Origin of the sequence: Paenibacillus sp. FSL R5-0378, from assembly GCF_038009285.1 — a bacterium.
Lineage (GTDB): Bacteria > Bacillota > Bacilli > Paenibacillales > Paenibacillaceae > Paenibacillus_AQ > Paenibacillus_AQ favisporus.
Genome location: NZ_JBBPAY010000001.1, coordinates 1,337,743 through 1,361,667, shown reverse-complemented (window position 1 = coordinate 1,361,667; position 23,925 = coordinate 1,337,743). Strand labels below are relative to the sequence as shown.

18 protein-coding genes are annotated in these 23,925 nt (G+C 48.0%); all 18 read right to left on the bottom strand.

Annotation, left to right across the window (positions count from 1 at the left end; all coding sequences use genetic code 11):
* Positions 1–184: 184 nt before the first annotated feature.
* Positions 185–1,387, bottom strand: a complete 1,203-nt coding sequence (gene metK / locus MKY74_RS06025) for a methionine adenosyltransferase (RefSeq protein ID WP_076174616.1) — start codon at positions 1,385–1,387, stop codon at positions 185–187.
* Between the two features lie 205 nt (positions 1,388–1,592).
* On the bottom strand, positions 1,593–1,865 hold the full coding sequence (locus tag MKY74_RS06020) for an alpha/beta-type small acid-soluble spore protein (RefSeq protein WP_076174618.1): 273 nt from the start codon (positions 1,863–1,865) through the stop codon (positions 1,593–1,595).
* 113 nt (positions 1,866–1,978) lie between these two features.
* On the bottom strand, positions 1,979–2,515 hold the full coding sequence (locus tag MKY74_RS06015; protein WP_076174620.1) for a hypothetical protein: 537 nt from the start codon (positions 2,513–2,515) through the stop codon (positions 1,979–1,981).
* Between the two features lie 136 nt (positions 2,516–2,651).
* Complete coding sequence (locus tag MKY74_RS06010; protein WP_076174622.1) at positions 2,652–5,915, bottom strand: Ig-like domain-containing protein; 3,264 nt, start codon at positions 5,913–5,915, stop codon at positions 2,652–2,654.
* Between the two features lie 898 nt (positions 5,916–6,813).
* Entirely contained in the window at positions 6,814–7,287 is a 474-nt protein-coding gene (locus MKY74_RS06005; protein WP_076174624.1) for a hypothetical protein, read from the bottom strand.
* A gap of 2 nt (positions 7,288–7,289) precedes the next feature.
* Positions 7,290–7,790, bottom strand: coding sequence for a MauE/DoxX family redox-associated membrane protein (locus tag MKY74_RS06000; RefSeq protein WP_244169408.1), 501 nt, complete (start codon positions 7,788–7,790; stop codon positions 7,290–7,292).
* 40 nt (positions 7,791–7,830) lie between these two features.
* A complete protein-coding gene (locus tag MKY74_RS05995; RefSeq protein ID WP_244169409.1) occupies positions 7,831–8,151 on the bottom strand; it encodes a hypothetical protein in 321 nt (106 codons plus the stop codon).
* A 385-nt stretch (positions 8,152–8,536) separates the two neighbouring features.
* Positions 8,537–8,995 (bottom strand): TlpA family protein disulfide reductase, encoded by a 459-nt coding sequence (locus MKY74_RS05990; RefSeq protein ID WP_076174628.1) that lies wholly within the window; start codon positions 8,993–8,995, stop codon positions 8,537–8,539.
* Between the two features lie 24 nt (positions 8,996–9,019).
* Entirely contained in the window at positions 9,020–10,516 is a 1,497-nt protein-coding gene (locus MKY74_RS05985; protein WP_244169410.1) for an ATP-binding cassette domain-containing protein, read from the bottom strand.
* A gap of 269 nt (positions 10,517–10,785) precedes the next feature.
* Entirely contained in the window at positions 10,786–11,280 is a 495-nt protein-coding gene (locus MKY74_RS05980; protein ID WP_076174633.1) for a hypothetical protein, read from the bottom strand.
* Positions 11,281–11,884: 604 nt separating this feature from the next.
* The gene (locus tag MKY74_RS05975; protein WP_076174635.1) at positions 11,885–12,226 is read right to left on the bottom strand and encodes a hypothetical protein; all 342 of its coding nucleotides are present in this window, start codon (positions 12,224–12,226) and stop codon (positions 11,885–11,887) included.
* Between the two features lie 140 nt (positions 12,227–12,366).
* On the bottom strand, positions 12,367–16,269 hold the full coding sequence (locus MKY74_RS05970; RefSeq protein WP_076174636.1) for an S-layer homology domain-containing protein: 3,903 nt from the start codon (positions 16,267–16,269) through the stop codon (positions 12,367–12,369).
* A gap of 231 nt (positions 16,270–16,500) precedes the next feature.
* Positions 16,501–17,622: a glycosyltransferase family 4 protein gene (locus MKY74_RS05965; protein ID WP_076174637.1), complete on the bottom strand. Its 1,122-nt coding sequence runs from the start codon at positions 17,620–17,622 to the stop codon at positions 16,501–16,503.
* Positions 17,623–17,735: 113 nt separating this feature from the next.
* Positions 17,736–18,500 (bottom strand): WecB/TagA/CpsF family glycosyltransferase, encoded by a 765-nt coding sequence (locus tag MKY74_RS05960; protein WP_076174638.1) that lies wholly within the window; start codon positions 18,498–18,500, stop codon positions 17,736–17,738.
* 19 nt (positions 18,501–18,519) lie between these two features.
* The gene (gene csaB / locus MKY74_RS05955) at positions 18,520–19,650 is read right to left on the bottom strand and encodes a polysaccharide pyruvyl transferase CsaB (protein ID WP_076174639.1); all 1,131 of its coding nucleotides are present in this window, start codon (positions 19,648–19,650) and stop codon (positions 18,520–18,522) included.
* Positions 19,623–21,641, bottom strand: a complete 2,019-nt coding sequence (locus MKY74_RS05950; RefSeq protein WP_076174640.1) for a DUF5693 family protein — start codon at positions 21,639–21,641, stop codon at positions 19,623–19,625. The genes csaB and MKY74_RS05950 overlap by 28 nt, the downstream gene beginning before the upstream one ends.
* Before the next feature lie 86 nt (positions 21,642–21,727).
* Positions 21,728–23,449 carry a phospho-sugar mutase gene (locus MKY74_RS05945; protein WP_076174641.1) on the bottom strand — a complete coding sequence of 574 codons (1,722 nt, stop codon included), beginning with the start codon at positions 23,447–23,449 and terminating at the stop codon, positions 21,728–21,730.
* A 37-nt stretch (positions 23,450–23,486) separates the two neighbouring features.
* Positions 23,487–23,924 (bottom strand): 3-hydroxyacyl-ACP dehydratase FabZ, encoded by a 438-nt coding sequence (gene fabZ, locus MKY74_RS05940; RefSeq protein ID WP_076174644.1) that lies wholly within the window; start codon positions 23,922–23,924, stop codon positions 23,487–23,489.
* Between the last annotated feature and the right edge of the window lies 1 nt (position 23,925).

Below are 23,925 nucleotides of genomic sequence, written 5' to 3'. Positions count from 1 at the left end.
GAAAGGAAGGCATATTGCACTCTTTTCACAGGCACACGCTTATACTTCTATGTCGGTATAAATTGGAAGGAAGTTTAGTCATGGCTAGAAACGCTAGGTGATAGGCACGCAAAAAAACCTCAGCCTGGCCATCTGGCCAAACTGAGGTTAAAAAAATTTCTTCTATTATAAAAAACTGTTTCAGTTACAGACCGGCTTGCGCACGCAGCTCTTCGGCTTTGTCGACACGTTCCCAAGGCAGATCCACATCGGTACGGCCAAAGTGACCGTATGCCGCGGTTTGCTTGTAAATCGGACGGCGAAGATCCAGCATGCGGATGATGCCGGCTGGGCGCAGATCAAAGTTGGCACGTATCAGCTCAACGAGCTTCTCGTCACTCACTTTACCCGTTCCGTACGTATCGACGTTGATCGATACCGGCGTCGCTACACCAATGGCGTAAGCCAATTGGATTTCGCATTTGTCAGCCAGTCCTGCAGCGACCAGGTTCTTCGCCACGTAACGCGCTGCGTATGCTGCGGAACGGTCCACTTTCGTCGGATCCTTACCGGAGAAAGCACCGCCGCCATGACGGGCATATCCACCGTACGTATCGACGATAATTTTACGTCCTGTCAGACCAGCGTCCCCTTGAGGTCCGCCAATGACAAAACGCCCCGTAGGATTGATGTAATACTTTGTCTCGGCGTCAAGCAGTTCAGCAGGAACCACCGGCAGAATGACTTGCTCTTTCACGTCTTTCTGGATTTGCTCCAGTGTCACGTCTTCCGAGTGCTGCGTCGAAACGACGATCGTATCGACACGGACAGGCTTGTCATCCACGTACTCAATCGTCACCTGCGTTTTACCGTCCGGACGCAGGTAGTCCAACGTACCGTTCTTGCGCACCTCAGCCAAGCGGCGGGCAATGCGGTGAGACAGCGCGATCGGAAGCGGCATCAGTTCAGGCGTTTCGTTGGTCGCAAAACCGAACATCAGACCTTGGTCGCCGGCACCGATGTTTTCGGTTTCCTTGTCGACCTGTGCTGGGTCACGGCTCTCCAGAGCGGCGTTAACGCCTTGCGCGATGTCAGCCGATTGCTCGTTGAGCGATGTCAACACGGCCATCGTGTTGGAGTCAAAGCCATATTTGGCCCGAGTATACCCGATTTCTTTCACCGTATTTCGAACAATTGCTGGAATATCCACATATTCGGATTTCGTGCTGATTTCACCGATGACGAGCACCAGGCCGGTCGCAACCGACACTTCGCACGCCACGCGGGCATTCGGATCATTTTCCAGAAAAGCGTCAAGAACCGCATCGGAGATCTGGTCGCAAATCTTGTCCGGATGTCCTTCCGTAACGGACTCGGATGTGAACAGATGACGTCCTTTTACAGACATTGTATCAACCTCCTATAAGGGTATTATAACAACGGCAGATAAGTTCTAAACAAAAAATGAACCTTTTCCGCAAAGGAAAAGGTTGTTCTACAATCCTCGTATGTCATATTAACGTATTTGTCAACCCATGTCAATCAATGCAGAGGGAACATGGGCCTCGAAAAAAGCTCATAAGTGCTTCTCTAATCATCGTTGAAATGGCTGGTTACAGCAGGTTTTGCTGCGCCAGACGAACGAGGCGTTTCGTCATTTCGCCGCCCACCGAACCGTTCTCCCGGGATGTCAGATGAGCCCCGTACACACGGCCAAATCCAACGCCTCCAGCTTCACCCAGGTCGGATGCAAACTCGGTGTCCGCACCGTTAAATCCTGCAGATCCGTACGCCGCACCCAGCCCAAACTCGGCAGCGATTTCGTACTTCATTTGATTCAGCATATTCCGGCTTTCCGGTACCACTTTACGATTGCTTCTTGCCATGATGGATACACCTCCTGCAAATATGGTCTTGCAAGAGTAGTATTTGTCATCCGGCCGTCCTTAGACGTATAAATCATTGTTACTTCTGGCAAAAATAAGCTTATGTAGGGCGATTATTGGATCGAATAACCGCCACGAACCATAACCGTCAGGCTGGATTTCACGCCGTCTTGCACCATGATGCCGCGTCCGGCTCTCGGGAAGGACATCAGATGGTTGTTTCCGACTGCCTGTCCATTGGTTACGTCTTTGCCATCCGTAAGGTCAGCGACACCGTTGGAGTCGGCACTGTAGATAACAGCGTGTCCATTGCGGACGATAAACTCGGCACCGGCAGCAGCGATCAGCTTCTCGCCTGGTTTTACGGTAACGATGGTCACTTGGTCACTAGAAGAGGATGAATTATTATTCCCTGAATTGTTGTTTCCACTATCCGTTGGTGCCGTTGGATTGGTAGGCGTTGTTGCTCCTCCGCCCAACGCTTTTTGGATCTGTTGGTCAACGTAGCTCTTCGTTACCACCGGATCATCGGCTGTGCCTGCTTGGCCCGTAACACCTGCGCCCTGGGCGGTGATGTCAAAGATGGAGCCAAGGGCTACACCTACGCCGAGAATGATCACGGTAAGGGATAGTTTGGTGATGGGTTTCATGAGGGACCTCCTGTCAAATGATATTCTAATAATTATACCAAAGATTCTACTAAACTCCATTGTTGTCTGTACATATTAGTTTATAAATAAAAAAAGAAGCCTAGCATACGCTAGACTTCTTTACCTTCATTGTTACTTACGGAAGATCAATCAAAGTTACTGTTGCACTATTACCAACTGCATCAGAAACAACTGCAGTTACATCGGCTGCGTAGGTTGATACAGCAGTTGCTGTGATAGTAGCAACCTTGCCAGTTGTATCAAATGCTACAGTCGCACCTTGTGCACCTGCTGCTCCTTCAATAGCAGTTTTAACTGCGTCTTTGGAAGTCGCATCCAGAGGTTCGCTGAATGTAAGAGTAGTAGTACCAACTGGCAATTGACCAGAGTGAGCAGTTACTGTTGGTGCAGTAGTATCTGCTGGAGTAGCAGTTACTGCTGGGCTATACTTCTCGAATCCAGCAAGTGCGTTTTGATCAACATGATCAACTACTGCTTTGCTATCAGCATTTGCATCCCCGTTAAATTTAACATAAACTTCACCGGTAGCAGAATTTTCAACTGTTGCTTTGACAATGATTGTATTACTGTTCGCAGCAGTCGCGCTGATTACCTCAGTATCGGAAGTTCCAATTTTAACAGTGAACAGATTGTTAGCTACAGAAGCAGCATCTACATTTTTAGTAACAACTACTGGAATAGTATATGTTGTTTCAGTAGCGCCTTTTACAGCAGTAATTGTATCAAACTTAGAGAATTCTGGTTTGATTTTATTAGCTACTGCAACTGTAGGAACATTGACAACATTACCAAAGGAATCGCGAGTTACAGAACCGTTGATAGCGAGAGTACCAGCGAAATTAGTTGGGATTTTATCTCCAAATTTCAAAGTAACTGTTTTATTATCTGCACTCAGCGAATAATCAGTTGCAGTATATTTAGCATTCGCATTTGCAGTATCAGTAAGAACAAATTCGGAAGCATCTACTGAATTCAATGGTCCGTTGAAAGAAACAGACACTTCGTTAATGCTATTAGCTTTCACAGTTCCTTCAACTTGAACTGCTTTGTTAATTCCATTAATTGTTGCAAACAGATTATAACCACCATTAACTGCAGAAGAACGCAGGTAGTTTCCGTTTGCATCCTGAATGTAACTTGCAGTAATTACAGGAAGTGGAGTAGCCGTCAATTCAGCAACACTGAAGTTACGAGCGAATACACGAACTGTATCAGTGGATACAAACTCAACATCAGAAGCATTATAAGTCAATGGCTTGTTGTCGATTGTGTATTTAGCCGGATCAGCAGCATTACCAGCACCACTAGTGCTCAATGTTTTGTTGAATTGAACATATACATATTGTCCTTGAGACCAAGCGCGGTTAATTTGACCAAACACAGCGTCTTTCACAGACAATGTTGCAGTGTAAGGAAGCAGAACGTTTCCTACATAAGATGTATCTCTAATGCCAGAGATAGTCAATGTGTAGTCGTCGTTAGCAAGTCCTGGTCCAAAGTTGATAGTTACCTTTTTACCGTCAGTGCTCAATTGTGGTTGACGAATTGGGTTACCATTAGAGTTAACTCCGCTCACTTTTGCAACGTTACCAGCAGAATCTTTCAATACATACTTGGAACGGTCTTGAGCATCATCTTTGTTAACAGCTTTGCTGAATTGCACTTCGGCAACATAGTCACCATTCGCATTTTCTTGAGATACAGCAGTAGCTACTACAGTCGGACGAGTTACATCCAGAGAAGGTGTAACTGTTACATCCACATCACCAGAGTTATCGCTGTAGTCTTTTACGCCAGCAATATGAACTGTGTTCTCAGAATAGCTCAGCGCTTGCGGGAAGTGCAAAGTCACTTTGTTATCATTGATGGTGATGCTATCAGCCTTGATCGAAGAAACATTGGCATAGGCACTAGATACGCTCTTAACTGTTTCATCAAATTCAACTGTTACTTCTTTCAGGTCGTAAGAAGAAGTCGAAACAACTTTTGGAGCAGTAGTATCTTGAGTTACCGTGAAGTCTTTGGCAACTGGAACTACAGCCAGGTTGGAATAGTCTTTCACGCCGCTTACACGCAGAGTGTGTTGACCTTCGGAAAGATTAGTTGTAACGATTACTGTATCTGGGTAAGCGTATTTCACGTTAGCCGCAATTGTTTTGTCGTCCACGCGGAAGTTGCTGGAGATCAAATCAGTTGGTTGAACCGGCTCACTGAATTTAACTTTGAACGCTTTAGTTCCCAGTGCAGTAACGGATTGAACTTCTGGAACTGTTACGTCAAGGGCAGTGAATTCTACCTTTTGAGTAATAGTTTTAGCAGCTCCTTCGCTCTTCACGTTGTTCACTTGAACGAAAGTTTGCTTTTGGTTAGTCAACGTGCTGCCTTCTGCCAAGAGAATCGTTACCGATTTTTTGTCAGCACCTACAGTAACACTGTCAATCGTTTTGCCATCGACAACGTAGTTGTTTTTGTTTCCAGCGGAAGCAGGATCAAGTGTTCCGTCGAAAGTTACAACTACTTGCTTCAAGTTGGCTGCGGAAGCAGAATCAACTTTAGTTGCAGATGTTACAGCCCAAGTCACTTTTGCAGTGTACTCGTTGCCAGCCGCATCTTTGAATTTCACTTCAGTTTCTTTGTTGGCTTCAAGCGGCTTGTCAAGTTTAACCTTTACTACTTCACCAGTAGAAAGTGTGAATTCAACATTGCTTGGGTCAACTACTTTATAAGTGAAAGTAATGTTAGCCGCTTGGTCGATTGCGTATGCAGCTTCAACCAGTTGGGAACGGCTAGCGTTTGCTTTGAAGTTAGCATCTTTAGAGATGAGGCCTTTGTCGATTGCTGCTTGAACATATCCTTTAGCCCAGTCAGCTGCGTTGTTGTTAGGGTTTGCAGGGATTTCAAGTTTCAGCGCACGAGTCAGAACAGTCGCCATTTCTTGGATGGTTACTTTTCCGTTGTAGTTGAAGATTTTCTTCACGTTGTCTTGACCTTGCATGATACCAGCAGCAGTTACTGCTTCGATGTAAGGTACTGCCCAGTTCTTGGCGTCGTAACCTTTATCTTTGTAAGAAAGAGTTCCAGTTACTTCTTTCAGTCCAAGAAGCTTCGTGATGACTTTCGCGAACTCAGCGCGAGTCATTTCTTTTTCAAGATGAGCTTGTTGGTCTGGGTAGCCGTTGAAAATCCCTTTAGCTGCCAGAGCGTCGAATTTTTGTTGCGGAGTTACTGCAGTATCACCAAATGCTACAGATGCAAACATGGAGAATGCCATTGCTGTAGACAGAGCGACTGTCAAAATTTTCTTCATAACCTTTTTTTCTCCTCCTTGAACATTCATCACATTAGAGTTTTCTTTAAATGGGTAGCTCGTGTTACTCATTAGCCAATGCACCCCCTTTCCCGAGTTGAGCATAGTTCATATAAATGATGTCTGTGACGATATCACAGAAACTGGTAAACATTTGAATGAAAGCGACAAAAATAGAGTAGATTCCTAATCCTACCTAAGTATTATACAATGGGCCCCACAAGCCGTAAAGATAATTTTTCTAAAAAATAGACATCTTTCTTGCGGAGGGTAATGCTGGTTAAGCACCCATCATAAATGACTCTACATCTTAGACGCGCGTGTTTCTAAAAAGTTGCACCTTTTTTAAAAAAATTTCAAAATTGTTACCGGCCCTTTAAAAAAGCCGTCAAAAGCCCTGTTTGTCCAAGAAATATCTGGAAAACATTAACCTTTCCTTACTTGCTTGAAACAAGGAAAACAAAAAACAAGGCGCCGATTGGCACCTTGTTGGACGATGTAAATGAGTCAAAGGTTACAAAATATTAACGGATTTTCATGGCCAGCTGAATGATCTGAGCGCGCATTTCCGGGTTTGCGTTGTGGTTATGGTACATTTGCTCATCAGGTGCTTGTGCAGGTGATATGTGGTTAACTATTAAGCATGTCTCACTTGTTTTAAACTCAAAACATGTAAAAAAATGGCGCCTGGTGAAGAACAGCAAAAGTGTTTATTTGAAAAATTATCTTTGTTACAAACACAACGAGCCTTCTTGGGAAGATAGCTTATGTCCCCCATCGTTAAATTCTTAATACACTAAACACACTTATTCGTAAATAAAAAAGGGACTTCAGCTTTTTGAAGGGCCCCTTATTAATTCTATAGGACGGCTCCAGTTTCAACAAACATTCTGCAACGTGCATGTTTGGCTCACTTTATTCGTGCCAACCTGAACCTTTTCCAACGGATAGATCGTATCAAGCTGGCTGCTCATTGTTCTTCACTCTGTTGCCGAGCACTCCTTAACAACCCTATACGCCCTGTCTTTTGTTGAATCATTAACTTTATATATGCAGGTACCTCGTAAAATATATTATAGCTGCCACTTTTATCCACTACTACCCTGGTAGTGTTCCAGCCGGATAATTGCGCGTTCAGGCTACTCGCATCCAATACACAGTGCCTCCCCCATTTTTTCCTTTTTGCCGCAACCAACCATTCGGGGGCTTGGAAAACAATAGTAGCTCTGTTGGGCATCTCTGAGATCAATAGTGCATCGATTTCCTTGAAGTCCGGTGAAGTATAATCCAAAAATAATACCAGCCCATTCGTTTCATTAGCCAATTGCCCGATATGTAGGATTTGTTCCTGGATTATCCGACGCTCCCTTCTTCTTAAACGTGCAACCACTGTTATACATAACGCGAGCCATAACATCGTACCTAAGAAAAATAGATTGAACATAGTCATGCCTCATTTCTTTTTCGGAGAAGCTGCACCACCTCAATCGAAAAGGATAGTGCCATGACAAAAACGAGCGAATAGATCATCGAGTAAACATCTCCCCGCTCCCGGTTGAAGCTTGCATCGATTAGCAAAAAAATCATAAGCGCAAAATTTCGATAAATCGGGAACCGATTTAGGAAACCGATATTGCCAAAGCAAGCACAAGTGCCAACACCCGTATTTTTTTTCTTTCTCCAAGTCAACCAAGTAAAAGCAGCCAGCATACCTATCCCCATAAGATGTTTCCAGCCGTCAGCCCAGCCAGTCGCAAAAAATAAAAACAGCAAAAATTCCACAACCAATACGGTGATCGCCGCCAAGGGCAGCAGGAAAGCCGGCAAAACTCCATAGGAATATATTTCTACCTTTAGCCCTTCAAAGCTTCGCAGTTTCATGTAAAAGGGCAGGAAAAATAAAACCGAAATTACCAAGTCCAGAACATGCGCGATCGCGCTGGTCATATTCGTTCACCCCAGTACCAGACTTTTTTCTTTCAAAAAATCAGGGAACACGATTCTCCTCCTCCAGCACTCGAATCGTTAACGGATACCAAGCCGCTTCTTCGCCATCGGCGAAACACCTGATATGGACAATTCCCGGTTCTGTTATCACCAGCGTAACAACATAGTCTTTATCGACGCCCGGTACTTGATTTTCCCCTCTGTAATTCCTGAGGACAGTCGTTGTCGTTCTACCAAGCTGCTCTCCACAGTGATTAGTGAAGACAAGATAGGTATCCACTGACTGTCGTAAATCAAATATTTTCAATAGGATGTGCAAGTCTAAAGCATAGGGCAGTACGGGAATCGTCAGTTGATTCAACACCCTTCCCAACTCATGTCCTCTCCATTGTTCATTACTTGTAATTCGGTCGCAAACGATCAGTTGTGCATTCAGGAAGCATTCCCCCTGTACTTAAAAAGAGTAAAAAGAGAAGAGGGGCTATCCCCCTCCTCAAATGATTTTAGTAGCAGCAGCCGACATTTGGCTGATTACATGTTGTAGTACTTCCGTCTTCGCAACCAAGAAGTTTATTGGATTGCATGGTTTTAGGATAACTATTACCGCCAGAAGTACAAGGGCTTACGTAGCAGAACTCTTCGCTTTTCAATACAACTTGACACTTAGGATCAGTACAGCTCATAGGTTTTCACCTCCTTTCATGAGAAAATGCGCTATTTCGGATGTAGAAATCGGCATATCCGCATCAAGCCGATGCATGGCGGACGTAATCCTTCACGATCTGCTCGAACTCATCTGCGTTATAAACGACCCCTTTGGCGGTTACTTTCCCCGACTCATCAACAAGGATCATAAAGGGAAGATAAGTCACTGCAAAATATGCCTCCATGTCACCCTGGTCCAAAGAGCAAACCGGGAATTCCCACCCAAAATACTCGACCATACTTCGATTATCTTCCTCATCACCCGTAGAAATAAGTTGGAAGGAAAAGGATGGGTTCCTTTGCGTCATCGCATCGATATGCGGGAGCAAATCGATGCAGTGCGTGCAGTGCATGGAGACGAACAACAACACCTTTGTAGTTTCTGAGTCCGACAGCAACGACTCTCCAATCACTTTGCTATGAGGCGGCATGGCCGATAGCTCGGATCCAATCGGTGGGCCACTGTCAGCAGATCGGCCCGACTTACGGTTTAACGACATCGCCATTCCCTCTTTTCACATAAATTAGTCATACCATTGCTTTTGCTGATGCCACATTTCATGATATAACCCATGCTCGCGAAGCAGGTCGTCGTGTGTTCCGGATTCAGCAATCCTCCCGCTTTCCATTACGAAGATGCGGTCGGCCCGCCGAGCGATCCCAACACGGTGAGAAACCATGAGCACGGTTTTGCCGCGGCAATGCTCGAGCATTTCATTCATCATCCGGACTTCGCTGACTGGATCGAGGGCAGAGGTCGGCTCATCAAAAACGACCAACTCGTGCTTGTCCGAGATAAACACGCGCGACAGAGCCAGCCTTTGCCACTGTCCGCCAGACAGGTTGACCGCATTATCCTCGAGCATCCCCAGTTTGGTTTCGAGTCCATGTTCAAATGTTTTCGAAAGCCCTACTTTTGCGAGCACCGAATGCAACTTGTTCGTATTGTGCACCTCAGCCACATTTCCAACTGCGATGTTATCCCTTACGTCAGTCATATATTTGATATAGTCCTGGAAGACAGCGCTGGTTTTACTCCACATCCCACTCCGATCTAGCAGACGAATGCTCACACCGTCATAAAAGATGGAATCACTGTCACTCCGGTAAAGGCCAAGCAGCATCTTAATAAGAGTAGATTTTCCCGATCCGTTTTCCCCTAGGATGGCGATCATCTCGCCTTTTCCAATCTCCGCGTTAATGTCCGTCAGCGCAGGCTCGTCCCGATTGGGATAACGGAACGTGAGGTTGCAGATCCGAAGTTTATCCTGGAAGCGAAAGGGCTTGAGCTCATTCTGAACTGGTTCGTGGATGGCGGCATGCACATCATTTTCAATCTTGTGCAGTCTCTCGATATGAGCGGCATTTTCAGTCAGTCTCGATATTGAAACGAACATCATCGTAATATTCCCTTCCGTCATCGTTAGTGCCATCGTGATAGCTACATAATCTCCGATCGTAAGCGAACCTCTAAAAATAAGAATCGCGATGATAACGATAACAATGCCTGAGCTGATAATGGACAGCAGCTCACCGGAAGCTTGTCTTTTGAGATTTAATTTTTCGAGCTGCATAGACAACGCGTTGGCTTCATTCTTCTTGCGCATCCACTTCTGTCGGAAGTAGGGCACCAATTGGAACAGTGTCATTTCCTTCTGCGTTTGAGAGCCCGTCAATAAATCGAAATAATAATGATACACACGTGCTTGTCTCATCAATTTTTCGTTGATGACTGCTCTTCGCTGAACAGCGTAAAGATCGTAGATCCCCTTCGACGTACCGACGAGTAGTGCTAGCAAACCTATGTAGAGGTGATAGTACAGCAGATAGCCCATACTTATCGCCGCAATCAAGCTTTGTTTGGCAAGCTGGGTCACGGTGGTGTATGACTCCAGATATTTCCCGTTAATAAAAGACCAATAAGAGAAATCGCCTGTATATTGGGGATGCTCTTTATCCAGTAGTTCAGTCTTAGCGACGAGATCAATCAAGTCGTTCTCACAATGAACGGCAAACTCCATATGCATCCGCCCGTTCTTAAGTGTGGAATATGACTCTAACACCAGCCGCACGAGTTGAAAAGTAATGAGGAGAGCAATGCTTCCCAAGAGGCTGTACAAGTTGTTTGCGGAGAGCTGGTCTACGATCCATTTGCTTAAAAAAATATTGATATTTGACTGCAAGGCCACCATTAAAGATATGAACAGAGACAGTAGAACAATTGATTTATTGAATCGATATACCTTAAAAAAGGCTTGGCCAGCACATCTAATTGTGTTTGCGAACGTTTTCATATTCTTGAAGAACTTCGCTCGTACACACGGATCAACGGGGCAGCGAGCTGCTCAAGCTTCTCATAGTCGTTAAAGATGCCGGCGCTAACTGCTTGTCCGATCTTATTCAAAATCAGGGCAAAAGGAATCATGTTCACTTTCAGCTGACCTTGTAATTTAACGGTATCGCAGAGATAGCATGGAGTGTCCAAATCATAGATTTCACGCTGCAACTCTAGCTCTTCCCGGCTTCCTTCAAATAAAATGCAGTAACGGAAAACTCCGTACCTCTTCACGAACTCTTGAATCGGCTCCATACGGCAGGCCGAGCAACGAGCGCTCACGAAGAACACGACAGAACCGTGTACCGCCTCTCGAAGCCATTGGAAGGAGACAGGCTCCGACTTGGCGAGCAAGGTCAAGTTTTCGGGAAAATACGTTCCTAATTTAAATTCCTCTGAAAATTGTTTTAAAAATCGTCTGTGCCCATCAGGCGGGCGTTCAGGCTGCATTTCATTTCCTCCAATACAGAGAACTCGAAAAGCCACTTCATTCACTGGTGCACGATACCCTCTTGCTATAATGAGGCGATCTTTTTGAACTTGTTACTCCGATCCCTATTTTCGGTACCTTCCTAACTGTTTGACTATATATTTCATTCCACCTTTTGTTTACTTTTGACCCCCTCTTTGGAATTTATAACACAATTTTACAATATAACCTCGTTTTAGGGAAGTTATTTTTTCATTTATTTGCCATTTTTTTAAAAAACGACTATTCTCACCAATAAAAGATGCGAATTAGAATGGCTCTGTTAATGCATGGTTGCGATAGTTTTCCGAATTCCCTCTTAGAATTTCCTAAGCGTATCTACTTGATATTAGGCGATCTGTAATCGTGAATTCAAAGTGCCGTAGTGGTGATCTTACAAACGAATCACCTCAGGCATAGAACAGGAAGAAGATGGCGATTTATCCGAGGCGCCTCTAGAATACAACAAACCCAGCACCGAAAGCGGTACTGGGTTCATCCTTACAATATCTTTTTGGTTTTTCAGGGTTCTTTCCAGAGGAATCCTTTTTTATAGAAACAATGAGTCAAAGGTTACAAAAAATATTAGCGGATTTTCATGGCCAGCTGAATGATCTGAGCGCGCATTTCCGGGCTTGTGTTGAGGTTCTCGTACATTTGTTCAATCGGCTGCTTGTTCTCACGATAAGTCTTATCATGTTTGATTGTCGAATGGGACCATTCAATCAGTTCGTTCTCGGAAATGACCAATTCATTATATGCATCATGGAATCCGGTCTCCATTACGAGACCTTCCATTACTTCTTGCGTAATTTCTCTCGTTTTCCGAGTGGTTTCGATTTTCTTCTCCAAAATGCTAGCTTTATTCTCAAATTTGGTCTTCGCTTTCAAATAATCCAGTTGCGCCTTCGAATAGATCGGTTTCATAAGATTGCCTTCACCCTCTAAGATAAAATATCGTTCTACGCCATTGTATCCTAATTTCCGACAAATTACAAAGAGTTGAAAATGGAAAAAGATAGCCCCTTAGCCTAATCATTGGACCAAGGGGCTTTACATTTATTCGATTAGCTTAAATTTGCCGGGAAGATTTTGGAGCTCTTCTTAAATAGCTCTACTGCAATCTTGCCTGCTTCTGCACGGGTCATGCTGCCCTGCGGATTGAAGTTGTATGAAGCCTTCTTCTGGCCTGGAAGCGTAACAGCTTCACCTGACATCACCTTGGCTTTCGTTACGGCCACAATGGCCGGTCGTGCATAAATACCGATCTTGCCAGAATCGAGGAATGACTTGTCCAACGTCGCTTTAAGCTTATCATCGTTAGCTGCAAGCTTTAGTTTCATGGCTCGTGCCACCATAACGGCAGCATCTTCTCTTGTGATCGGTTCAAATACACCGAAGTTGCCTTCTCCAATGCCTGTAACAATACCGGCTCTTGCCGCTGTTTCGATATGTTCGAAATCCCACGTGTCCGTCTTAGCAGCCGGATCCACATCAAAGAACGTTTGTACGTTCTTATCAAAGTTTAGAGGAATGTTAAGACCTTTAACCAACAGAGTTGCAAATTCCCCGCGTGTTGTTAAATCGTCCGCACCAAAGACACTCGATTGAACATTAACCATAATGCCTTTTGCATAGAGGGCATTCAAGATGTTACGAGCCCAAGGATGCTTGGTAATGTCATCAAACCCGCGGCTTTGTTTCATGACTACATAATAACCAAAATCATCGAATGGCACCGTAATGGTATTGTTTTTGGTATCCACGATACCACCGACATTCTCCCACCTTGCGTCGTCCGTGAAGCGGAACACCGTGACTGTAGTACCTGCTTCATCCACCACGCTCTTGTTGAAACCAAGAGTCAGTGTACCACGCTGAGATGGAACAATCTTACGGTCAGGTTGGAGTTCTGCAGATTCCTTAAAATTGTATTTTGTGTTTTGATATTCGTAAGCATGCGGCGGAAGTCCGTTGGAAGGCGGAATATAATCCGCGGAGTTCACGTTGCCATGCTCACCAAGACCACCGCTGATCCAGTAAATATCGGATACCCGAGTAAAGTTATAGTTTGCGATCATGGATGTAAACGGCTCAAGCAAATCCTCAGCCAGTGGAATCACGGTATTTCCCTGCGGAGTCCGATCATCCTTGTTAATATTAATGACGTTACCGTAATCATTCTTTCTTTCCACCACGCCGTCCTTCGGATCGGCAATACCGAACAGCAGCTTATTGTCCGGATAGAATTTGGCCACTTCCCCTACATTCACGTTAGCAGAAGTCAGGACCGTTCCTTTCGGGAAGGAAAGGGACAATGCTTTATTAAAGGCCGTATATTTGGTAGCCGGTTTCTCAGTCATAAACTCAGAGTTTACCGCGACGGTTCCGGTGTAATAAATATCAATTGATTGAGTAATGGTATCTTTCCCACGAACAACCTGAATTTTAACGGTATTGTTTTTGTCCGGTTTTAACCCTACATAATCAAGGACAAAGCGGTTGTTCATATCCTGACGTTTGGTTGCTTCTTCCTTGCCGATGATGACCTTGTCTGCACCTTCTGCTTCGATATCAAATCTAACAAAGTTTTTGTTTACCACAATGCGATTGTCGACTGTTGCTTTTGGAGACAGAATCCGGAAGGCTTCAGCCACGCGGGTAAGCTCCAAACGCTGATTGGCACGCGCACCTGTGCTGTTGATCAACTCCAGGTTGTACACTTGGCTGCCCAGCGTTTCAAACGGTATGTCGTTAATCCGCAGCACAAACTTACCATTCAGAATCGCCATATCATAGTACAGCGTCTGGTTGTTGTACTGGAACGAGCTTCTGATAATTTTGGTCGTTTGCATTGTTGTATCTGTTAAGTCAATATCAGAATTGCTCGAAGATGCAAAGAACTTTTGTGTCCCCAGATTCAAGTTAACGTATTTGGCACCGCTACCCTGAATCACCAGGCTGTATTTCAGTTGTGTTGTTTCGTATTTATCGTTGTTGTATACAAACTCCGGCGAGTTTGCGGTAATTTCATTTAACCGTGAGTTATCCGTAAGCTGAGTTAAATCCAACCCGTTAAATGACGCAGGTGTTTCCAGGGACAGCGTCGGCCGGAATACCGTAATATTGGCTACATTCGTATCGACAATGTAAATACGGAGTTCAGTATAAACAGTAGTGGTATTTCCTCTGCCGTCTTTAGAGTAACCGACAAATTTGATTTTGTTTTCTCCATAGTAGAGTGGTCCCTCCGTATCGACGGCTAAATCGAGATCAAATTTTCTGTTCGCATCGGTTACGTCAAACGTAACGTCCACCTTGCTGCTGGCAATCCCGTTGATGAATAGCTCAGCTTTCTCGAGCTTGTCAAAATCACGGTATTCACCTTTCACATTGATCGTCTTCTTGTTGCTGGAGTCCATTTCATAAACTTGGCCGTTTCTCACGTTCTCAATATAAATGTTATTCTTGATCGCATAAGAAATCGTAGCCGGATAGTTGGCTGATGAATCTTTAAAATGGAATTGTACCTTTTGCTGTCCGCTGGATAGCCCTGTTACCTTGTAAATTTTCTGGGCTGCGCTTGGACCAACATCTATATAACTAACGTCGATTGGCTGGCCACTCGGTACATACTCCGCCTGAAGGTCAGGGTTTCCTGTAAGGTCCTGGTCTGCCTTTACCAAAATATAAAATGTACTGCTGTCCACTTCACTCAATGGAAGTTGACTTGCGCTGCCTAGACCTTTGGAAGGATCATACCCCTTCAAATATTTGATGTCGTCAATCCCGATGACACCTGCCATGTATTTATAAGCGATATCATAAGAATTGCTGTTATTTCCGTAAGCCACTCCAAGCCGATAACTTGTCTTCGTGTTCATATCTGGTGTATCCATAGATATCGTTACCAGACGGTAAGCTGGCGTTACCCCATCTGGAGCAGGAATTGGAACATCCTTGTCAATGGTAAGGTTTGTTGGAGGGTTACCGTCGATCGTTACGGAACCTTTACTGCTGAAAGTATTGCCTGTATCCTCCACCAGGACGACAGACGTTAACCGGCCAATCCCTGTACCTGCGGTTGAGCCGTCTGTAACCGTTGGCACGTTATTCAGTAGAGAATAATTCTTGGCGTTGTAACTGAGATTGAGGCTAACGAACGGACTCTTCTTATTATAGTAATAAACATTCCGGGTCACCGACATGGTGTCGGAACCATTCTTGATATTAATGGTAAGAACGTTTAAGCCCTGGGTAAGCTTCAAACCTGATGAAAAGAATTTACCGGATGGCAGCAGTGTCGAAGTGAGGGTCGCATCATTATTTACCGATACGGTTACGTCCGTTGCATTGCGGACCTCACCTTGGATTGAAATCATTTCTTTATCCGAAACCGCTTCGGAGCCTTCATTCAGCGGTACCTCTCCGAGGCTGGTTCCAGTCATCTTCAAATCTGTCACATAAGGAATCTGATCATACAGCACATAAAATACGTCTGTACGAGTAATCCCGTTCTGCGAACCTGAGAATGTGATCTTGTTAAAGCCTGAGAAGAGTGGCAATTTATTCGCTTTAAATTTTTGTGCTGTCGACGAGGTGTCTGCTACAATATTTCCATCTTTAAAATGGGTCGGATCCGTCACCCACTCAATGGTTCCATCTGCCAGTGTTTTAGAGCTCAACTGCTCGACTTTTGCTTTAAGCGTATTCTCACTGACATAGGAGTATACACCGGTTACGTCCAGTGTAGAGATGCTGGAAACATATACGTTGGTTCGGTTAATTTGCGTGCCCGAGTTATCGGTGGTTAACAGTGAAGTCTGCCGGAGTACCAGATCATCGGGAATAAAGTAGGTTGCGGGTGCTCCCGGGTCTGCATGTACAGGCTGAGCTAAACCTGCAGGAAACAATGAAACGATCAATGCCATAAGCATGATCCAGACATACGTCTTCTTAGTGCGGTGCATAAATGTTTGATCTCTCCTTTTCGCCTAACTTTTGTGAGATTTCCGGTAATCATGACTGGAAATTCCAATTGATTCTCTTATTCTTTGTATCGGATACTTTCTTCCTATTTTTTAGGTGAAACTAGAAAAAAAGTCCCCCCTTGAAAAATAGAAGGCACAAAAAAACGCCGCACCCCCAGGTGCGACGTTCCACTTAACAATATATAATTGCACAACGCTTATTATCTTACCCTAATTATGACGGTTCTCACTAACCTTCATCCGCAGCCGGGCGATCAGATTCAGGATCGGCCGCTTCGTCTTGCCGACGAGGCCGATGATCTCTGCGCCGATTTGCAGGAAGAACATCATGATGCAGATCACGACGAACGTGACCCAGTTCGCTTCATACATCGCCGCTGAGGACTGGATGACCGCCAGGACGCCGAAGAACGCGGCGATACCATACACGATCAGCACCGACTGGCGGTGGCTGAAGCCGATTTCGCGAAGGCAGTGATGCAGGTGGCCCTTGTCCGGTGCGAAGATCGGTTTCTTCTGCATCCAGCGGCGGACGATTGCAAAGAACGTATCCGACAGCGGCACGCCGATGATGATCAGCGGGGTGATGAACGAGATAATCGCGATCTGCTTGAATCCAAGCAGAGAGAGCATCGCCAGACAGAAGCCCAGGAACAGCGATCCCGTATCCCCCATGAAAATCTTGGCCGGGTGGAAATTGAAGTACAGGAATCCGACGATGGCGCCGAGAAGCAAGAGACACAGCATAGCGACCATCATGTTGCCCATCAGCAGGGACATCACGAGGATGGTGCCGATCGCGATGCCGGATACGCCGGCTGCCAAGCCGTCGAGACCGTCGATGAGGTTAATGGCGTTCGTTACGCCGATAATCCAAATGATGGTCAGCGGAATGGAAATCCAGTTTTCCAGCGAAGAATAGTTATCAGCAAAAGGAATATTTACAAAGTCCACTTTGATATCGAATCCGAACACGACCACGCATGCAGCGATGATCTGTCCGAGCAGCTTCACCTTGGCCGACAGTTCGAAGCGGTCGTCGAGCGCACCGATCAGCACGATCAGCGTTCCGCCCAGCAGGAATGCCTTAATAAAGTTCGAATCCCGCATTGAGAAATGATCGGCGACAAACGGTAGCACTGCGAACATGGCTAGTATAAAAGCAAGATATATGGCTAAACCGCCAAGCCGGGGCATAATTCGCGTATGCACTTTTCGGGCATTCGGTACGTCCACGGCTCCGATCTTCACCGCCAGCTTCTTGACGAGCGGCGTCAGGACCAGTGCCAGGATGAGCGACACGATACATCCGATGATGGCTAGCATTAACATGTGATTGTTCAACCCCCAATTGTTCTACCGGATTGAATTATACTCTGATCGAAAAATAAAACCAATCCCGTTTTTTCGCAAAATATCGGGTTATTCAAGACGATTTCATCTTTTTATCTGGGTTTTGTTAGGTTTTCTTTATCCCGCAGCACTTTCGCTACGAATTTCGGCAGCGCAAGCATTCTTTTGGCTCGCGTCGGTTCCTTCAGCAGGCGGTATAACCACTCCGCCCGCAGCTGCTGGAACAGCTTGGGAGCCCGCTTGGACTTGCCGGAAATGACGTCGAAGCTTCCGCCGACGCCCATCATGACCGGTACGCCGAGCTGCTCCTTGTAACGCGCGATCCAAGGCTCCTGCGTATCTACGGCGCGTGCCACGAACAGAATGTCCGGCTCCGCTTCGCGGATCGCCGCGATCACATCGGCGTCCTGCTCCTGGGAAAAGTAGCCATCACGAAATCCCGAGATTTGAATCCCCGGATACTGCAAATGTAACCGCTCCGCCGTCGCCTGAATCACTTCGGACGTCGAGCCGAGCAAATACACTTTCCAGTGATAGTCTTCTCCGACCTTCATCAATTCATGTAGGAGGTCAAAACCTGCAACGCGTTCCTTCACGGGCGAGCCGGCCTTATCCGCCGCCCATACCACGCCCGTCCCGTCCGGGACGAGCAGATCGGCTCCCCTCATGACGTCCATGTAAGCCGGGTCCTGAAGGGCCGTCATCACCATAATGGGATTGGCGGTAATGATCTGATGCGGCCGGCGCTCACCCGACTGGATGAGTCCGCTTAAATATTGAACGGTATCGGTCATGCCCCATCGGCTCACCGGGATGCCAAAAATCGGCACCGTGGGCACTTGGCTTGGTTGGTTCACGCTATAATCACCTTATCCTTTATTGCTGCTGCAAAAAATCAATAATATGCTGCGCCGGAGCCTGCGCCTCTTCCTTCAGCACCGCGATGCGCTCGCGGTTCGCCTCCTGCCAGAGGCTGTTCTCGCTCAGCAGGCGGGACACCTCGCTCTTCAGCGCCTCAGGCGCCAGCGAAGCGCTTGTCCCTACAGGCTCCAGATCCAGCCGCTTCAAAAAGTTATCGATCTTCGGATCATAGGACACGCCGATCATCGGCACCAGCTGATTCGCGGCATAGATGAGGCTGTGCAGCCTCATGCCGATGACCACGTCGCAGCGGCCAACCTCGGCCAGCATCTCCTGCGGGTGTACCGCATCATGGGACACCGACACGACGCTGCCGCTCGCGGATACATCGCTCATCCGGTCGATGATTTCCTGCGATGCTTTCACATCGTCCGGCAAATGGAAAGGCAGGAAGCGCAGATGCACCGCCTGCTCCTGGCACAGCTTGCTCAGCCCGTCGGCCATCGCCTGCAGCTCCCGGCGCTCCGGATCCCAATACCGGACCGAGATGCCGATTACCGGCAGTGGACGTTCGGCGTCCTGCTGCAGCGATTCCGGCTTCTTGTCGCCGGTCGTCAGGCCCATCACCGGGTCAGGCACGACCTGAACCCGGTTCCAGCCCAGCCCCATGCGCTCCAGCAGGTGTGCCGATTCTTGATCCCGAACCGATATATATTCACATTTGTTAAATACGCTTTTGATGAACGGGTGAAACAGCTTCCGGTTGACGGGCCCAATCCCTTGAGAGTAGATAAAGACCGGCTTCTTCAGCCACTGGGCCAGCTTGATCACCCCGAGATAATAAGGGATCGTCTTGGGGCTGGTGGCATCCTGCAGCAGGCTGCCGCCGCCGCTGATCAGGCCCGAGCTTTCCTTCAGCGCCTGTCTCACTTCGCCCAGCTTCATCCGGTGTACCGCGTCCACGCCGTAGGTGGCCTTGGTCCACTCAGGATCGATGGAGAGAACCACCGGCCGAATCGAAACGCCGGCTGCCTTCCCCCGCTCCACCAGAGCGGTCAAGATCGATTGGAGCACCGCCTCATCCCCGCTGTTCCGGAACCCGTAGTATCCGGAGATGACTACGGTCTTCTGAGAGGTGGTACCCATCGTTTCCAACACCCTTCCAGTACTTGCCATACGCCAATGGCGATCAGGCCAAAGATAAATCCGAGACCCAGACCGAGCAGGTCACGAACGAACGAAATTTTCATCGGCGAGTGGATATGCGCGAACGTATCCACCATCGACAGCTGGCCGATTACCGCAAAGATCATCAAGTAAACGACGTTGCGGTATCTAAGCGACACGAAAATGCCCAGCAGGAACAGCGCGTGTGCAACGAGCTCCTTGTTCCGGGGACGAACGTGGAACGTGTTTTCCAGAATCGTGCGTAACGTCATTTCAATCGAGCTGACGCTTCCCCCGTTGCCGGTGCGGCTCAGATAATATAAGCCTAACACACCAATGACCCCTGCTGCCACTACCCAGGTCAGCGTAATCGGAGTGCGGAATAATTTACCGATTTGCTGCAGCGGTTTGCCGCCGCGGTACAGCACGACATAAATCGCGATGAGACCGATTGGGGCCAAATGCAGCAGGCTGACGCCGCGGAACTGATTCAGCACCAGGCTGTAGGTGATGTTGTTCAGCAGCGCGATGACAAAAGGAATCGCACTCATCGAAATAATCGCCGTCTTGATATAAGTCACAACCGCATGAGCCAACCGGCGTCCAGACGTAAGCCCGGCATTGGCCGCGTTCATCTCGTTCAGCTTTCTGACCGCCAGCAGCACGGCAATCGTCGGTGCGCTGATGGCCACGAGCAGAGCCAGCGCTTGCTCAAACAGCGTCGGCTTGAGGACATACAGTCCTGCACTGCCGATTAACCCAAGCACAAACGCGATCAGGGTCAGTGCCGGGATAAAGTAAGAAACAAGGAGCGCAACGAAGGCAACCCCGCCGAGCACGACAACCATTTTAAAATAACGCTGTCCGGCCGAATCATAAATATGGAATGCTCCCGCTTGTCCCATTTTGAAGCCGTTGTTCTCCATCTGCTTGATGGCATTTCCCGGCTCCTGCAAGGTTTTCACGATATTTTCCACAGAGTCGGTAATCGTGGCCTTGGTTACGTTGCGGGATGGAGCGACATTGATATACAGCATCCGGATGTTCCGGTCCTTCGTCGCCAGCGCAAACCGGTCGGCGATCGTCTCCGGACTCAGCGCCGCAGCATCACGGTCGCTCAGGGAGTACAGACGGGCTACGTTGTAATCCGTATCGTAGGCCAGCTTGGACAACCCCTTCTGCGGCTGCTTCAGGTTCTCGATGGCCGCAATGCCGATCCCGTATTGGTTCAGCAGGTTGGCAAAGCCCTGCAGGCTGTTCATATCCTCATTGTCATTGAAGCCTTTAACGGAATCGCCCTCAAACAATACGCGTTTGACGCCGTTCGCCTGATAGTAGGCCAGCAGCTTGTCCATCGCTTCCTGGTTGTAAGGAAGGCTGTCGGACATCCGCGGCACGATGTTAAATCCTTTGCTGCGCAGCATTTCGAATGCAATCGGATCTGGCTGCATTGGCTTGAGCACGGCATCCTCCGGGGAAGTTTCCAGAATCAGGCCCTTCTGCCCGTTGAATTCCCATGGCTTGACGCCGATGCCGATCCCCGTAAAGGTGTCTTCGATCAGGGGAGACAAGCGTCCCGCATTCTCTTCGTTCGTAAACAGAATATAGGTATAGTTATCGTTGGTCGGGATGACGCTCTTCGTCATCGAGGCGACGTCCCCCGCATTAAACATCATGATGCGGCGGGATTTTTTAAAATCGTCCAGCGTACTCTCGAACATCGCCATGCTCGTCACGCCCGCCGCCTTCAGCTGATCCAGCTGCTGCTGAAGGTATTCCTCCGGATGGGCTTGATACGAAGCCGTCTCCACCAGTCCGCGATAGTTATACACCAACTCTACGTTATTGGAAGATGACTCCGTCCGGTAGCGGTCATAAATCACCGGAATTGCGGCGATTATGCCCAGCACGACGAGAATCCACAGCCATTTGCGGGATGCCGTGTTCCAACGCTGCCATTTCTGATGCACCAAAAGTACCTCCTCATAATAACTCCGGGAATCCGCAGCGTTCTTCTTCGAACACGCGGCCTCCCGGAATATCCATTTCTTAAATGTTAGGCGTCAACCCTTGCCATCACTTCATCCGACAATTTCTGAATCCGCGCATTCGCATCATCCAGAGAATCGCCTCTCACGGCAAAGTATACCTTGATCTTCGGCTCTGTCCCCGATGGGCGCAGGCAGAACCATGAACCGTCTTCCAGCATATATTTCAGCACGTTCTCCTTCGGCAGGCCGTCCAGCCCTTTCGAATAATCCAGCACCTGCGTAACAGTCTTTCCTGCCACCGTCTGCGGCGGGTTGCTGCGCCAATCGGACATTTTCGCCTGGATTTGGGCCAGGCCGTCTTTGCCTTTCAACGTGCGGGACTCCAGTTTCTCCTGGAAGTTGCCGAACTGCTCATACAGTTCCTGCAGCACTTCGTACAGCGTTTTGCCTTGAGCCTTGTAGTAGGCACCCGCTTCACAGATAAGCAGCGAGGCCAATACGGCGTCTTTATCGCGGGCATAGTTGCCCGCAAGGTATCCGTAGCTCTCCTCGTATCCGAACAGATACGTATGGGAGCCGGTCTTCTCGAACTGGGTCATTTTCTCCCCGATGTATTTAAAGCCGGTCAGCGTGTTGAACACTTCCGCCCCAAAATGCTCGGCGATCGTCGCTCCCATCTCGCTGGTCACGATCGTTTTGATGACCGCCCCGTTGCTTGGCAGCTTGCCTGCTTCTTTTAATTGGCTGAGCAAATAATAAATCATGAGTGCCCCGGACTGGTTACCGGACAATACGACAAATTCTCCTGCCTGGTTCTTCACTACCGCACCCATGCGGTCGGCATCCGGGTCGGTTCCGATCAACAAATCAGCACCGATCTCCTGCCCTACCTTCATGGCCAGCGTGAACGCTTCGCGTTCTTCCGGATTCGGAGATTTCACGGTGGAAAATTCGGCGTCCGGCTGCTCCTGCTCCGCTACGATATGCACGTTCGTAAAGCCGACTTCCTCCAGCACGCAGCGGACCGGAATATTTCCCGTTCCATGGAGCGGCGTGTAGACGATTTTAAAATCTTTGCCAAGCGTCGAAGCAATCGCCTCGCGGTTAACGCTGACATTGGCTACGGTGCGGATAAACGCATCGTCATCCTCTTGGCCGAGCCACACGAGCAGCCCCTTTGCTTCCGCTTCCTGCTGATCCAGCCGCTTCACCGCAGCGAAGGAATCGACCTGCTGGATGTAAGAGATGACCTTCTCCGCTTCGTCAGGGACGAGCTGTCCACCCTCGGCGTTGTACACCTTGTACCCGTTATACTCCGGCGGGTTATGACTCGCCGTAATAACGATGCCTCCGGTCGCTCCCAAATGGCGCACGCTGAACGACAGCTGCGGTGTCGGGCGCAGGGATGGGAACAGCTTGGCTGTGATACCGTTGCCTGCAAGCACCAGAGCGGCCTCCAGCGCAAACTCCGGCGAGAAGTGGCGGGAATCATGGGCGATCACTACTGAAGGCGTGCCTTCGGCCGAACCGTGCTGCTCCAGTATGTAGCGTGCAAATCCTTGCGTCGCCTTGCCGACGGTGTACCGGTTGATGCGGTTGCTTCCTGCACCGATCACGCCGCGGAGGCCGCCTGTGCCAAACTCCAAATCTTTGTAAAAACGGTCTTCCAGCTCCAGCGGCTGATCGGACAGCCCTTCGAGCTCCCGTTTCGTTTCTTCATCTATAGAAGGATCTTGAAGCCATTGCTTGACATTTTCACTTGCTTGATTGCTGAGCTCTTGTGTCATTACTGCTTCTCCTTTCCATAATAAGAATGATGGGTACTTAAGATTGTGCGGGGTCGGACAGGGCGAACATGATGTCGCCTTCCGCGACGACTTTATCGTCGACCTTGGCTACAGCGTGTCCCTTCCCGATGCTTCCCTTCAGGCGGGTAATTTCGACCTCGAGGCGAAGCGTATCTCCAGGCACCACTTGTCCACGGAAGCGGAAGTTGTCGAGACCGGCCAGAAAGCCGATTTTGCCCCGGTTGCTCTCTTCCTTCAAAATAGCGGCTGCTCCAACCTGCGCCAGCGCTTCGGTGATCAGCACGCCTGGCATAACCGGATATTCCGGAAAGTGGCCGATAAAGAAAGGCTCATTAATGGTAACGTTCTTGATCCCGACCGCACGCTTGCCCACTTCCATCTCGATGATGCGGTCCACCAGCAAAAACGGAGGCCGGTGCGGGATGATCTCCTGAATTTCTTTCACGTTAAGCACG

Bases quoted from the DNA above. Each gene is read 5' to 3' on its own strand.
- metK (WP_076174616.1), bottom strand. From the start codon at position 1,387: ATGTCTGTAAAAGGACGTCATCTGTTCACATCCGAGTCCGTTACGGAA.
- MKY74_RS06020 (WP_076174618.1), bottom strand. From the start codon at position 1,865: ATGGCAAGAAGCAATCGTAAAGTGGTACCGGAAAGCCGGAATATGCTG.
- MKY74_RS06015 (WP_076174620.1), bottom strand. From the start codon at position 2,515: ATGAAACCCATCACCAAACTATCCCTTACCGTGATCATTCTCGGCGTA.
- MKY74_RS06010 (WP_076174622.1), bottom strand. From the start codon at position 5,915: ATGAGTAACACGAGCTACCCATTTAAAGAAAACTCTAATGTGATGAAT.
- MKY74_RS06005 (WP_076174624.1), bottom strand. From the start codon at position 7,287: ATGTTCAATCTATTTTTCTTAGGTACGATGTTATGGCTCGCGTTATGT.
- MKY74_RS06000 (WP_244169408.1), bottom strand. From the start codon at position 7,790: ATGACCAGCGCGATCGCGCATGTTCTGGACTTGGTAATTTCGGTTTTA.
- MKY74_RS05990 (WP_076174628.1), bottom strand. From the start codon at position 8,995: ATGTCGTTAAACCGTAAGTCGGGCCGATCTGCTGACAGTGGCCCACCG.
- MKY74_RS05985 (WP_244169410.1), bottom strand. From the start codon at position 10,516: ATGGAGTTTGCCGTTCATTGTGAGAACGACTTGATTGATCTCGTCGCT.
- MKY74_RS05980 (WP_076174633.1), bottom strand. From the start codon at position 11,280: ATGCAGCCTGAACGCCCGCCTGATGGGCACAGACGATTTTTAAAACAA.
- MKY74_RS05975 (WP_076174635.1), bottom strand. From the start codon at position 12,226: ATGAAACCGATCTATTCGAAGGCGCAACTGGATTATTTGAAAGCGAAG.
- MKY74_RS05970 (WP_076174636.1), bottom strand. From the start codon at position 16,269: ATGCACCGCACTAAGAAGACGTATGTCTGGATCATGCTTATGGCATTG.
- MKY74_RS05965 (WP_076174637.1), bottom strand. From the start codon at position 17,622: ATGTTAATGCTAGCCATCATCGGATGTATCGTGTCGCTCATCCTGGCA.
- csaB (WP_076174639.1), bottom strand. From the start codon at position 19,650: ATGGGTACCACCTCTCAGAAGACCGTAGTCATCTCCGGATACTACGGG.
- MKY74_RS05945 (WP_076174641.1), bottom strand. From the start codon at position 23,449: ATGACACAAGAGCTCAGCAATCAAGCAAGTGAAAATGTCAAGCAATGG.